Source organism: Polynucleobacter sp. HIN5, assembly GCF_030297555.1.
Lineage (GTDB): Bacteria > Pseudomonadota > Gammaproteobacteria > Burkholderiales > Burkholderiaceae > Polynucleobacter.
Genome location: NZ_AP028136.1, coordinates 644,326 through 657,812 on the forward strand (window position 1 = coordinate 644,326; position 13,487 = coordinate 657,812).

Genomic DNA, 13,487 nt, shown 5'->3' on the forward strand with positions numbered 1-13,487 from the left:
ATTGAACGATTCACTTATTGTGCAATAAATTCTCGAGCAAGAAACTGGGAACCCTCTTTGGTCTGAGGGTTTTTAAAGAAGTCATCAGGATGGGTAATTTCAAGGATTTTGCCGTCTTGCATAAAGATGAGATTAGAGGCGAGACGCTTGACCTGGGCCATATTATGGGAGGCAAATAAAACCGCTTTTCCATCTCTGGCTAAGTCAACAATCATCTGCTCAACATCATCGCTTGCATTCGGGTCTAGATTGGCGGTGGGCTCATCGAGAAGGACTAATTTGGGGTTTTGCAAGCGCGCTCGGGCAAAGCACAGCTTTTGACGCTCTCCAGCAGAGAGGCGTTGCGCGGGATTATTGGCTAAATGCGCAATTCCAACCGATTGCAAGGCTTCATCAATTGCCTCATCGCGAATGGTTCGATCGGTATCTCTTAGGAGGGTGAGGTGCTCGCGAACGGTCGCTTTGAGCATCGGCGTGTAATGAAAGACCAAGGCGCTCTCATTGGGCGCAAACGGTCGCTCGCATTGACCAATCGAGGGTTCAATCAAGCCATGGATTAAACGCAATAAGGTTGTTTTGCCAGCTCCATTTGGGCCAACCAGGGCGGTAATGCCTGTTAATGGAATATGGAGATCATCGGATTGCAAAATGGTGCGCCCATCTCGGATGACCCCAACATTACGCAGACTTAGTAATTTATCCATACCGCCGCTCCGCAATCTGTCGAACCACAAATATGAATATATTTGCCAATATCACAATACCAAGCAGGACGATACCAAGCGATAAAGCAAATGCAAGATCACCCTTACTGGTCTCAAGTGCAATCGCAGTGGTCATCGTGCGCGTTACTCGATCAATATTGCCGCCAACGATCATTACGGCCCCGACCTCCGAGATTGCGCGGGCAAAGCCAGCCAGAATGGCGATGGTTAATGAGAAGCGACAATCCCAAATCAACCATTTCAGACGGGAAAAATAAGGTAGGCGCAAGGCCATGAAGGTATCGCGATGAATCTTCCAAGAATCCTCCAGCAATTGGCGGCTAAGCGCTGCAATTAAAGGGGTGGTGATAAAAAATTGAGCCACGATCATTCCCTTGACCGTAAATAACCAGCCCCATTCGCCAAAAGGACCGCTTCTTGACAGAATCAAGTACACCAAAACACCCACAATCACCGTCGGTATCCCCATCATGCTATTGAGGATCACAATCGCTACGCGTTTACCTGCAAACTCTTCAGTAGCCAGCCAAGCTCCAAGGGGAAGCCCGACCAGGGTTCCTAGTATCAACGCTGTGATGCTGACCTGTAAGGAGGTGATGACAATACGCACGATGGCCGCATCGAGATGGGCCAAGAGTGCAAAGGCATCAATAAACGTGGAACTCATGGGTACGAATCATTATGAAGATCATTGGATTCTAACAATCAATGCCCCCCGAGTCTCGGTGGCACAATGATGCAATGTCAATTACTGTTTGTGTATTTTGCGGATCACGCCCTGGCTCTAATCCTGGCTGGTCGACTGCTAGTAGCCAATTGGGCTCAGCAATTGCCAAGCATGGCTGGCGCTTGGTCTTTGGGGGAGGCGGGGGAGGTCTGATGGGTGAGCTCGCCCGGGGCGCTATTGCAGCGCATGGGACGGTGATTGGGATTATTCCAAATTTCCTTACGGAGGATGAACCCGTTATCCAGGATCTATCGGAGCTTTATGTGGTTGAAAGCATGATTGAGCGTAAAGAGATGATGGTTGATCTCTCGGATGTCTTTATTGTTTTACCTGGCGGGATTGGCACGATCGAGGAGCTCTTTGAGGTTTGGACCGGAAATCATGTCAAGGCCTACTCCAAACCAATTTTGATCGTCAATCTCGATGGATTTTTCGATGAGCTCCTTACCTTTGCTAAGAAGCAATATGAGAATGGGTTTTTAATTGAACGTCATTTCAGCTATATCACGGTAGTGAACACAATCCCTGAGGCAATTGCATTTCTCCAATTGAGGGCGCAGTAATTCAGTATCATGATTGCTATGGCGGATGTCATTTGTTTATGTAACCAAATTTGGGACGAAGATTTGCGAGAGTACTTGGTAACCCATGAAATTAACTCCATCGAGGAGTTGCGCCAAGAGGCATCAATTTGTAACAAATGCATGCAATGCGAAGAGCTTGTTCAAACCGAAATTTATCATGCGCGCATTCGACGCCAGCAGCATTCATCCTAGTGCAATTCAGCCGGCCTCAGGCTTACGGGTGATCACGATTAATATGCACAAAGGGATGTCCCCCCTAAAAATTGACTCGACTGTCTATCGCTTGCGTCAGCGCTTAAGGTCTCAGCATCCGGATTTAATTTTTATTCAAGAGTTGCAGCAGGAAAATTTACGTCGTCAGAAGCGTTTATCCAGCTGGCCTAAGCATGAGATTACTCATTTTCTGGCCGATGGATTTTATGCGGACTGGCATTATGGAAAAAATGCCGAATATCGACATGGCCATCACGGTAACGCCATTCTTTCCAAGTTTCCATTGCATAAAGGACATAATTACGACATCTCAGCCTACCGGTTTGAACGTCGCGGCCTTTTGCATTCCACCATTCAATTAGCAGAGGGCCCGCCCATTCATTGTTTTTGTGTGCACCTCGCCTTATTGCAACGCGGGCGCGAGCGCCAGGTGGATACCATCTTGCAGCATATTGAGACTTTATCAAAGCATGAACCTAGCATCATTGCAGGTGACTTTAATGACTGGCGTAATTCTGCAAGTGAGCCGATGAATGAGGCGGGCTTTGTGGATGCGTTTGAGAGTTTGTATGGCGCCCCAGCTAAAACCTTCCCAAGTGCGAGGCCGATGCTGGCGATGGATCGTATCTACGTGCGCGGCTTAAAGATTCAGAAGGCGCAGGTATTAACCGAATGGTCAAAATTATCGGATCATTTAGCTGTATACGCAGAGTTGGGTCACTAACATGATGCACTTATTCACCGGTACTATTTTTGGGTATCACGTCCCGTGGTTTGTGATCCTGCATGTGGTGATTGCGATCCTGTTCTTTCTTCGAATCATCTGGGTTCGACGCCCAGTAGGCGTGGCAGTCTCGTGGCTACTGATTATTGTTTCCTTTCCAATGATTGGCCTGATTCTCTATTTGACCATTGGTGAGCGGCCAGTTGGCCGAACACTCACAAGCAAGATCATTCGCATGGAAAAGGAGTACGCCAAAATTAGTAAGGCGATGCGCCAGTTGCATGAGCCCGACCGAACCCTCCTGCATCCCGATGCGCATGCCCTAAGCCTTCTTGCGCAAGCTAAGAATGGCACACCAGTAGCCGCTGGGAACCATATTGAACTCTTTACGAACTCGCTTGATATCTTGCAGCACTTCATTGAGGAGATCAATCGTGCCCAACAATCGATCCACATGGAGTTTTACATTTGGTCATTAGGAGGCGATGCTGATCGAGTCGGTGAAGCCCTGATCGCCGCATCCGAGCGTGGAGTGAAGTGCCGAGTTTTGCTTGATTCCTTGGGAAGTTCTAGTTGGTTTAAATCCGCCTGGCCCGATCGTTTTGCGAAAGCCAAGATTGAGGTGACTGAAGCCCTTCCCATTCAGTTTGGCCGCTTTCAGTTTCGGCGCGCCGATCTGCGTTTGCATCGCAAGATATTCATCATTGATGGCGAGATTGCATGGACTGGAAGTATGAACTTGGTTGATCCCCGAACGTTTAAACAGGATTCTGGGGTGGGGGAGTGGGTCGATGCGATGATACGGATTGAGGGGCCCGTTGTGTCCCAGTTTGAGCTTACTTTCTCATATGATTGGAGCGTTGATAACCCAAGGGTGATGCACTTTAGCGATCGTGATGGTCTTAGCAAAAAGCCGGCTGGTACCGCTTTGGCTCAGGAGTTCTCATCGGGGCCAGTTTATCGAGACGATATTCTGTATCAAGTCCTGCTATCAGCTGTATTAGACGCACGTCAAGAGCTGGTGATTACTACCCCGTACTTTGTCCCGGATGAGGGCCTGGTGCAAGCATTAATGGCTGCGGCTCACCGAGGAGTGAAGGTGAAGCTAATCGTGCCACGCTTAAATGATTCAACCTTAGTTGCCTGGAGCAGTCGCAGTTTCTATAGTGCCTTACTGGGTGCAGGAGTCGAAATTGCAGAATTCAAAGGCGGATTGCTGCACACCAAGAGTCTCCTGATTGACGAGCGGATAGCTATTTTTGGATCGGTAAACTTTGATCAGCGTAGCTTACGTCTTAATTTCGAGATCAGCCTCATTGTCTACGATCAAACCTTCTGTACTCAACTCAAAGAATTAACCACCAGCTATCTAAAACGCTCACAGATTATTAATCGGATCGGCTGGGAACGACGGCCACGGTGGCGCAGACTGCTGGAGAATACAGCGCACCTAGCATCGCCTTTACTTTAAGGCCCTGCCAAATGAATATTCAGCAGGGCAGACCTTAATTAGTAGGTTTTATAAGCTAGGTATTTCCCAGACAGAACAACTTGAACGCGATCACCTTTTGGGTCTGGTTCACGTTGAATATCCATTGAGAAGTCAATCGCACTCATAATGCCATCACCAAACTCCTCATGAATCAACTCTTTGATGGTTGTACCGTAGACGCTAACAATTTCATACCAGCGATAAATAAGTGGGTCAGTTGGCACTGCTGTTGGTAGTGATCCTTTGTAGGGAACGATTTGTAGCCATGCCATCTCTTCATCGGTTAGGTCAAATAATTTCCCGGCGGCTTCTGCCTGAGCCTTGGTAAAAGTCATTTGTCCTAAACATCCAGCGGTAACCCATTCTTTGGATTCTCCAATCGATTTGGCAATATCGGCCCACTTTAATTTCTTCTTAACTTTTGCCTCAATAATTTTTTGAGTGACAACTTCACGATTCATCATTTTGAAAGCTCCTTAGTTGATTTGAGTTAATTGATTTGTAGTTATTTGATCTTTCCCGGGCCGAACAAGACGTGGCTTTAAGCGCTGAGTGATATCCCGGATATTATTTTGGTTCTGAGTCGTATGCGAACTTTGCTGCACCAATTTTGAACGATGTACTAGGAAATCAACCAGGTGATTGCGCATGGGGTAGTACATGGGATCGTGATGCATGGTGGCACGTTCCCGATTTTTTGGTAAGGTGTTCTCAACGATTTCTGCAATTCGAGCATTCGGACCATTGCTCATAAGCATGATTTTGTCAGATAGCAAAATTGCTTCATCCACATCATGTGTAATCATGAATACGGTTTGCTTAGTTGACGCACAGATTTTGAGTAGCTCATCTTGGATCACCCCACGGGTTAAAGCGTCAAGCGCTCCAAAAGGCTCGTCTAACAGCAGCATTTTTGGTTCGATGGCGAAGGCGCGGGCGATGCCGACCCGTTGCTTCATACCGCCAGATAATTCAGAAGGCTTTTTTTGTTTCGCAGCACCTAGCCCAACCAGCTCAATGTATTTCTCTGAATGGGCGGTAATTTTTGCTTTGGGCCACTCTGGATATTTTGATTTCACAGCAAAATTGATGTTCTGCAATACCGTCATCCATGGCATTAACGCATGCCCTTGAAACACCACGCCACGTTCTAGACTGGGCCCTTTAATTTCACGACCCAACATGTACGCATACCCCGAGCTTGCCTCTTCTAAACCAGCTAAAACATTCAAAATGGTAGTTTTGCCACAACCAGAGTGACCAATAATGCATACAAATTCACCTTGTTGGATGTCGAAATTGACGTTCTCAAACACAGGAGGGGAGCCAGCGACATACGTTTTAGAGAGGTTTTCAACCTTCAAGAAATCAATATTAGTCTGCATAAGTCACCATCTTTTGTAATTTGGCAAACAACATATCGAGGAGCATTCCTACAAAACCAATCACCACGATGGCAAATAACACGCTTGAAATCGCTAAGTTATTCCATTCGTTCCAAAGAAAGTAGCCAATCCCAGTCCCGCCAACCAGCATTTCAGCAGCAACAATCACCAGCCAGGCGATGCCCATTGAAATCCGCATTCCTGTGAGAATGGTTGGTGCTGCCGCCGGCAGAATCACTTTGAATGCTTTGCGGATCGGATTGACCTCGAGAGTTTTAGCAACATTTAGCAATTCCTTGCGAACGCTCGCAACCCCAAAGGCTGTGTTAATTAACATCGGCCAGATTGAGCAGATGAAAATCACAAAAACACCAGATATGGATGAATCCTTAATCGTATAGAGTGCAATTGGCATCCAGGCGAGCGGTGAGATTGGTTTTAATATTTGAATAAATGGATTAAGCGCCGCCGAAAGTAGTGGGGACATGCCAATTAAAAAGCCAACCGGTAAGGCTACTACGAGCGCCAATAAAAATCCAAGACTAACGCGGGCTAATGAATACGCCAGTTGAATCCCAATGCCCTTGTCGTTTGGACCTTTGTCATAAAAAGGGTCAGAGAGTTGTTTATAAAAAGTCTCTCCCATTTGCGTCAGCGTTGGAAATCCGGATTTCTGATCAGGAGCCACATCTTTGCTACCTTTGCCCATTAGTAGGTCATATTCAGAATTTCCGCTAGACGCGGTCGCTGTCGATACCCGATCCGGTTGATTAATGCCTGACTTCGGAGCCGTGGCTAGATGCCATACTGCCAACATCATTAAAAATAGAATGACGGACAGCAGGGCACCTTTTAGCTTGATGGAGTTCATCATCGATCCTATGCTTTTGAAATCGCAAATGACTTGCTATAGGCAGCCGCATTTGCAGGATCAAATTCACGACCCATAATTTTGAACTTTGGATTTCCGCTACTGGCCTTCGCTTGCGCAGTCATTGGCGCATTGGTTTCTTGCATGTACTTTTTAGCATCGGTGAGCAGGAATACTTTTTCAGAAATATCCTTATAGTTCACATCACCCTTGACATATCCCCAACGCTGCATTTGGGTGAGCATCCAAGTTGACATGGAGTACCAGGGGATGGGGTTGAAATCGATTCGATCCGGTACGTTTTGTACATTACCCAGTCCATCAGCAAACTTACCAGTCAATACTTGCATCACTACTGTCTCGGGTTGATTGAGGTAGTTTTGTGGCGAGATCACTTTGGCAATTAATGGACGGTTTTCTGGGTTGCGAGCCATTGTGGATGCGTTGATGACGGCGCGGTAAAGCGCTGCAAAGGTATTGGGGTTCTTCCGAATAAATTCCTCAGAGGTGCCAAATGCACAGCAAGGATGACCGTCCCAAATATCTTTTGTCAGAATGGTGATAAACCCAACTTCGTCATAAACAGCGCGCTGATTAAATGGATCGGGACCAAGGAAACCATCGATATTGCCGGCGCGTAAATTAGCAACCATCTCCGGTGGCGGCGTTACCCGAATCTGGATATCTTTATCGGGATCAAGTCCAGCCTGGGCTACGTAGTAACGGAGTAAGAAGTTGTGCATGGAGTACTCAAAAGGCACTGCAAACTTCATGCCCTTCCACATCTTCGGATCGCGCTTGTCTTTATGTTTATTGGCTAAAGTAATCGCTTGACCGTTGGTATTTTGGATGGTTGCAACCCGCATCTGACTCGGATCGGAGCCGAGTCCCATCGACATCGCAATCGGCATCGGTGAGAGAAAATGTGATGCATCATGCTCCTTACTCAGCATTTTGTCGCGTATCAAAGCCCAGCCGGCGGTCTTATTTAATGTGACGTTTAAACCCTGTTTCTTATAAAAGCCAAGCGGGTCGGCCATGATGAGGGGTGTTGCACAGGTAATCGCAATAAACCCAATTTTGAGGTCTCTTTTCTCTAAAGGGGCCTTCTCTTGAGCCATAGCCTGCAATGCGCCAACCGGAAGGAATCCTGACAGGGCGCTCATCGCACCACCTGTACCAACTGCTCTTAAGAAAGCTCGACGGCGCGCCTCTTGAGGAAAAAGAGCCTTTACAAGACTGGCCTCAATGAAATTGGCACTTTCTTGCTCTTCATTGATTTTTTGTAGATTGGCAGCCTCGTGTTCAGCGGCTGAAGCATGCTTTCCACAACTGCAGCGATTGCTGAAAAGAGGACGATCAGGATCAAATGGCTTATGAATACTCATTGCTGGCTCCTTATAGAAATGTTCTATAAATAACACTGCAAGAATCGTGCCAGTTCTGATACGCCTATTTAAAAAGGGCGCAAATTAGCGCAATGATTGATTGAGGTGCTTGATGGGGATTTAAATCCCAAATTGGTGCATCAATGCACCAAAAAGTTAAATACTCTGATTCTCTTTGAGATTTTGAATCTGATCATCCGAATACCCCAGTTCTTTTAAGATTCTTTCGGTATGTTCACCAACCGCCGGAATCTTATCCATGCGATATTCATATGCAGTATTGATGCCTGGGGGTAATAGGGCAGGGATGGGGCCATTCGGTGATTCCACCGAATGCCAACGTCCACGTACACGCAATTGTGGGTGATCCCAAAACTGATGCATATCATTTAGGGAGGCATTGGCAATTTGAGCCTCCTCAAGCTTGGCTAAAACCTGTTCGCTCGTCATTGCAGAGAAGATCTTTAAGATAATCGCATTGAGTTCCACACGGTTCTCGTTGCGCTTAAAGTTCTTATCAAATCGTGGATCGGTTGCCAGTTCGGGTTGTAAGAGTACTTTCTCGCAAAACAATGCCCACTCACGCTCATTCTGAAGGCCCAACATAATCGTTTTGCCATCACCGGCCAAATAAGGACCATAGGGAAAGATGGTGGCATGCGAAGCACCGGTGCGCGGTGGAGGGGTGGCACCATCCATGCTGTAATACATCGGGTAGCCCATCCACTCTCCAAGCGCCTCTAGCATGGAAATATCAATGACCGATCCTTTGCCCGTCTTTTGACGCTGTAATAGCGCTGCCAAGATATTGGTATAGGTATACATGCCTGCCGCAATATCTGCAATGGAAATACCAACTTTGCTGGGGGTCTCAGGTGTTCCAGTAATGGATAAGAGTCCTGCCTCACTTTGAATCAGAAGGTCATAGGCTTTTTTATCCCGATACGGTCCATTCTCACCATAGCCAGAGAGATTGCAATAAATTAATTGAGGATTGCTTGCTTGTAATGCTTGGGCGGTGAGCCCCATTCGAGCCGCTGCACCGGGGGCGAGGTTTTGAACGAACACATCAGCGGTCTCCAGTAATTGACGCAGGATAGCAAGCGCAGAATCCTGTTTGAGATCAAGAGTCAAACTTTCTTTGGAGCGATTCACCCAGGTGAAATGCGATGACATCCCCTTGGCACGTTGATCGTAGTTACGTGCAAAGTCACCCGCACCGGGACGCTCAATCTTAATCACGCGTGCACCAAGATCGGCTAATTGACGCGTGGCAAAAGGTGCTGCGATGACGTGCTCGAGAGCAACGACTGTAATTCCGTCTAAGGGCCGCATCACTAGAAAGAGCGTGGCAAGCCTAGCAAATGCTCGGCTACATAGGAGTAGATCAGATTAGTCGAGATTGGGGCGACTTGGTAGAGCCTGGTCTCTCTGAACTTGCGTTCGACATCGTATTCACAGGCAAAGCCAAAACCCCCATGCGTTTGTAAGCAAACATTGGCAGCTTCCCAGGATGCCTTAGCGGCTAAATACTTGGCCATATTGGACTCCGCTCCGCAGGGCTCATGACGATCAAAAAGCTCACAGGCTTTAAAGCGCATCAAGTTCGCCGCCTCGGTCTCGATGTAGCTATCCGCAATCGGAAACTGGATACCTTGGTTCATGCCAATCGGACGATCAAAGACTACGCGCTCACTAGCGTAGCGACGCGCGCGCTCGATAAACCAGTAGGCATCACCAATACACTCCGCAGCAATCAGAGTACGCTCTGCATTTAAGCCATCCAAAATGTACTTAAAGCCCTGACCCTCAACGCCAATTAAATTCTCGGCAGGAATCTCCAATTGATCAAAGAAAACCTCATTGGTTTCATGATTGACCATATTCGCAATGGGACGCACTTCCATCCCTTTGCCGATGGCTTCATGAAGATTGACGATGAAGATCGACATGCCCTCAGATTTTTTCTTGACCTCGGAGAGGGGGGTAGTGCGTGCAAGCAAAATCATTAAATCTGAGTGCTGAATACGTGAGATCCAGACTTTCTGACCATTAATGATGTAGCGATCCCCCTTTTTGGTCGCAGTGGTTTTCAACTTGGTCGTATCGGTTCCGGTAGTGGGCTCGGTGACTGCCATACTTTGTAGTCGCCATTCACCGGAGGCGATTTTGGGGAGATAGAGTTGCTTCTGTTGGTCTGAGCCGTGGCGTAACAAAGTGCCCATGTTGTACATCTGCCCATGGCAAGAGCCAGCATTGCCTCCTGCGAGATTAATTTCTTCCATGATGACGGAGGCTTCAGCAAGACCCAGCCCAGAGCCACCATATTCCTCAGGAATTAAAGCTGCCAACCAACCCGCATCTGTCATTGCTTTTACAAATGCTTCAGGATAGCCGCGTTCGTGATCAATTTTTTGCCAATAGGCAGAGTCATAGCGCGAGCAAAGATCACGAAGCGCCTCGCGCATCTCCTGATATTGATCGGGTTTTGGAATCGTCAATGCCATGATTAATTTAGGATTTTGTTGGTGATGTCGATACTTTGATAGGGGAGTTGGTCAACCGGCCAGGCGCCTGACTTATTGCTATCAAAAATCTTTTTGAGATCTAAGGTGACATAACTGGTGCGATTTGCATAATTAGAAATATGCCATTGTTGATTATTCAGATCTTTAATGTTGACCCATTGGGTGTAATCGGAAACCACTTTGTCACCATCCTTTGAGGCAGCTACACCAATTGGAATATCGACATTGTTCAAAATGTGCCCAGTGAGCTGTACGCTCTCAGCCCGGTTGCTTGGTGGTGTAGCGAGTTGGCGTAGATACGCCGCCCGAATAAATCGGGAGGGCGGGGTGTAATCCGCAGGCAAGCCCATTAGCCCACCACCTTGACCAATCTCAGTGACATTTTGACCATTGACGCTTACTGAGCTTCGAGCAAAGTTTGTTAGATTCAGATAATTTCTGGCATTCAGAATATGCCAATCGTAGGTAGGTGCATTGGTTAATACCTGCGCCACATTGTCATGAATGCGCATTTGCCCCTTCACAAATTCCACCACAATGCTGGCACCAGTGCGATCAGTGAACACAAAATGTAACCAGGGGGGCGTTGGGCCTGAGGGGAGGCTTGAGTCATACCAAACTTTGAAGCGTGGAATCTCTTTACGTAATTCGGCGACATTGGCAAACATACCCAAAGCAAACGTCCCAAAATCCAGAATCGAGACATAGTCCAAATCTTTGGGGGTAACAGTTTGATATTCAGTAAAACCAGGAAGGAAATTGCCACTCATCCCTAAGCCAGCACTATTTTGTCCCTCGAGAAGAGCCGGTGCGCCTGGCAAGATTCCTGGGGAGATTCCCAGCAAGGCATATTTGGTAATGAACTGAATTGGGGGCAACTTGAGATTCTCAGGGGCTGTGGTGCGAAATTTAGTTCCCTGGGGGATGCTATTGATGGTCCATTTCATATCAAAGGCCCACTCCATGGTGCGACCGGCAATTACTGTACCGTCTTTAGCCTGAATATTCACAGCGGTGCAAGCCAATGAACTGTGAAAAAAACTGAGCAGCGTAAGGCTAACCAACCATTGTTTCATTGAGATTCTCCAACCCAGGATTCGCAATCTTGTAGTTTAATCTAGATACTTTCTTGATTGATGGGGCTGATCGCTATGCAACAAATCCTCTCCGGTATTCGCGTTCTAGAGCTTGGCCAATTAATCGCGGGACCCTTCGCAGCCAAGACCTTGGCAGATTTTGGGGCAGAGATTATTAAAGTCGAGTCGCCACAAGAGGGTGATCCATTACGCAAGTGGCGCATGCTGCATGAGGGAACCTCGGTCTGGTGGCAAGCGCAGTCACGCAATAAGCAATCGATTTGCATTGATTTACGCCAACCCGAGGGTCAGAATATTGTGCGACGTTTAGCCCAAGACGCTGATGTTTTGATTGAAAACTTTCGACCCGGCACCATGGAGAAATGGGGGATGGGTTGGGATGCATTGCATGCCTTAAATCCAAAGTTAATTATGTTGCGCGTTTCTGGCTATGGCCAAGATGGGCCGCGTCGTGATGAGCCTGGCTTTGCGGCGATTGCCGAAGCAACCGCTGGATTGCGGTATTTAACCGGGCATCCTGGACAGGTGCCCGCACGTGCGGGCTTATCGCTTGGTGACACGATTGCTGGTTTGCATGGTGCACTTGGTGTTTTGCTCGCTCTCTATGAGCGTGATGCCCGAGGTGGTCAAGGGCAAATGATCGATGTGGCACTCTACGAAGCGGTCTTTAATTTGACCGAGAGCCTTTTGCCAGAGTACCACGTTTTCGGAGCAATCCGCCAACCAGCCGGCGGTGCTCTACCGGGCATTGCTCCATCGAACGCATACCCCTGCAAGGATGGTCAATATGTATTGATTGCCGCGAATGGGGATTCCTTATTTAAGCGCCTAATGGATCTGATGAATCGCGCTGATTTAGGTAACGATCCCGAACTAGCGCGCAACGATGGACGGGCTAAACGTGCGGATGTCATTGATGAAGTAATCGGTCAATGGACCAGTCAACGAACTCTTGAGGAGATTCTGGAGGCCCTGCAGAGCATTTCCGTTCCTGCTGGACGTATTTATAGTGCGAAAGATATTGCGGAGGATCCGCACTACCGTGCGCGCGGTGTGATTGAAACCATTGTGAGTGCAGACGGTTTGAAAGTGGAGATGCCAGGCATCATTCCAAAGCTCTCCCAAAATCCTGGGCAAATTCGGCACCGCGCACCGACACTTGGCGAGCATACTGAATCCATTCTCAAACAACATGGATTTACTGCCGAGCAGATCCAGACCTTGAAGGACGGTGGCGTACTTCAGTAATGGAAGCTTTTATTCATTCGGTAATGGATTGGTTTGGTATGCCTACCGTGGGCTTGCCAGCAATCTTTATTGTGGCAGCGGTATCCGCAACGCTAATCCCGATGGGTTCAGAGCCCGTTTTATTTGCTTATGTCAGCTTAAATCCGGATGATTATTGGTTGGCGATTGGAGTTGCTACCTTAGGCAATACCTTGGGCGGGATGATTAATTGGGGTTTGGGATTACTTGCCCGTAATACCTATGAGTCATTACGGGGAGAGACCCATTCACGTGCACAGGCATGGCTTGAGAAACGCGGCCCCCCGATGCTGCTGCTTTCGTGGTTGCCAATCATCGGTGATCCTTTGTGTGTCGTGGCTGGTTGGCTACGTCTGAGATGGCTACCATGTTTAATCTACATGGCAATCGGTAAATTACTTCGTTACATGACCTTAACGTGGTTGCTGACCTCGATACCCAAGTCCTTTTGGCAAGAATTGGGACGCTTAGTGGGTCTATGAGAAGA

15 protein-coding genes are annotated in these 13,487 nt (G+C 47.7%); 6 read left to right on the plus strand and 9 right to left on the minus strand.

Going from position 1 to position 13,487, the window contains the following annotated elements; genetic code table 11:
* Positions 1-14: 14 nt before the first annotated feature.
* Both QUE61_RS03365 and QUE61_RS03370 read right to left on the minus strand, forming a co-directional pair.
* Positions 15-704, minus strand: coding sequence for an ATP-binding cassette domain-containing protein (locus QUE61_RS03365; protein WP_286307653.1), 690 nt, complete (start codon positions 702-704; stop codon positions 15-17).
* On the minus strand, positions 697-1,392 hold the full coding sequence (locus QUE61_RS03370) for an ABC transporter permease (RefSeq protein ID WP_286307655.1): 696 nt from the start codon (positions 1,390-1,392) through the stop codon (positions 697-699). Before QUE61_RS03370 ends, QUE61_RS03365 begins: the two co-directional genes overlap by 8 nt.
* A 74-nt stretch (positions 1,393-1,466) precedes the next feature.
* Here QUE61_RS03370 and QUE61_RS03375 point away from each other — a divergent pair, with 74 nt between their 5' ends.
* Genes QUE61_RS03375 through cls form a run of 4 tightly spaced genes read left to right on the plus strand, consistent with a single transcriptional unit; the run spans position 1,467 to position 4,444 of the window.
* Positions 1,467-2,015 carry an LOG family protein gene (locus QUE61_RS03375; protein WP_286307657.1) on the plus strand — a complete coding sequence of 183 codons (549 nt, stop codon included), beginning with the start codon at positions 1,467-1,469 and terminating at the stop codon, positions 2,013-2,015.
* A gap of 9 nt (positions 2,016-2,024) precedes the next feature.
* The gene (locus QUE61_RS03380) at positions 2,025-2,228 is read left to right on the plus strand and encodes a hypothetical protein (protein WP_286307658.1); all 204 of its coding nucleotides are present in this window, start codon (positions 2,025-2,027) and stop codon (positions 2,226-2,228) included.
* Positions 2,194-2,973: an endonuclease/exonuclease/phosphatase family protein gene (locus QUE61_RS03385; protein WP_286307661.1), complete on the plus strand. Its 780-nt coding sequence runs from the start codon at positions 2,194-2,196 to the stop codon at positions 2,971-2,973. The genes QUE61_RS03380 and QUE61_RS03385 overlap by 35 nt, the downstream gene beginning before the upstream one ends.
* 1 nt (position 2,974) lies before the next feature.
* A complete protein-coding gene (cls, locus tag QUE61_RS03390; RefSeq protein WP_286307664.1) occupies positions 2,975-4,444 on the plus strand; it encodes a cardiolipin synthase in 1,470 nt (489 codons plus the stop codon).
* 38 nt (positions 4,445-4,482) lie between these two features.
* Here cls and cynS read toward each other — a convergent pair whose 3' ends face one another.
* From cynS to QUE61_RS03425, 7 genes are all read right to left on the minus strand, one after another.
* Complete coding sequence (gene cynS / locus QUE61_RS03395) at positions 4,483-4,926, minus strand: cyanase (RefSeq protein WP_215372525.1); 444 nt, start codon at positions 4,924-4,926, stop codon at positions 4,483-4,485.
* 15 nt (positions 4,927-4,941) lie between these two features.
* Positions 4,942-5,850, minus strand: a complete 909-nt coding sequence (locus QUE61_RS03400) for an ABC transporter ATP-binding protein (RefSeq protein ID WP_286307665.1) — start codon at positions 5,848-5,850, stop codon at positions 4,942-4,944.
* On the minus strand, positions 5,840-6,724 hold the full coding sequence (gene ntrB, locus QUE61_RS03405) for a nitrate ABC transporter permease (RefSeq protein WP_286307667.1): 885 nt from the start codon (positions 6,722-6,724) through the stop codon (positions 5,840-5,842). Before ntrB ends, QUE61_RS03400 begins: the two co-directional genes overlap by 11 nt.
* Positions 6,725-6,729: 5 nt before the next feature.
* Positions 6,730-8,109: a CmpA/NrtA family ABC transporter substrate-binding protein gene (locus QUE61_RS03410; RefSeq protein WP_286307669.1), complete on the minus strand. Its 1,380-nt coding sequence runs from the start codon at positions 8,107-8,109 to the stop codon at positions 6,730-6,732.
* 156 nt (positions 8,110-8,265) lie between these two features.
* Positions 8,266-9,444: a CaiB/BaiF CoA transferase family protein gene (locus QUE61_RS03415; protein ID WP_286307671.1), complete on the minus strand. Its 1,179-nt coding sequence runs from the start codon at positions 9,442-9,444 to the stop codon at positions 8,266-8,268.
* A gap of 2 nt (positions 9,445-9,446) precedes the next feature.
* A complete protein-coding gene (locus tag QUE61_RS03420) occupies positions 9,447-10,616 on the minus strand; it encodes an acyl-CoA dehydrogenase family protein (protein WP_286307673.1) in 1,170 nt (389 codons plus the stop codon).
* 2 nt (positions 10,617-10,618) lie between these two features.
* Positions 10,619-11,713 (minus strand): choloylglycine hydrolase family protein, encoded by a 1,095-nt coding sequence (locus QUE61_RS03425; protein WP_286307674.1) that lies wholly within the window; start codon positions 11,711-11,713, stop codon positions 10,619-10,621.
* Between the two features lie 75 nt (positions 11,714-11,788).
* Here QUE61_RS03425 and QUE61_RS03430 point away from each other — a divergent pair, with 75 nt between their 5' ends.
* Together QUE61_RS03430 and QUE61_RS03435 are read left to right on the plus strand one after the other, a co-directional pair.
* Positions 11,789-12,982, plus strand: a complete 1,194-nt coding sequence (locus tag QUE61_RS03430) for a CaiB/BaiF CoA transferase family protein (protein ID WP_286307676.1) — start codon at positions 11,789-11,791, stop codon at positions 12,980-12,982.
* Positions 12,982-13,482, plus strand: a complete 501-nt coding sequence (locus tag QUE61_RS03435) for a YqaA family protein (protein ID WP_286307678.1) — start codon at positions 12,982-12,984, stop codon at positions 13,480-13,482. The genes QUE61_RS03430 and QUE61_RS03435 overlap by 1 nt, the downstream gene beginning before the upstream one ends.
* Positions 13,483-13,487: the final 5 nt, after the last annotated feature.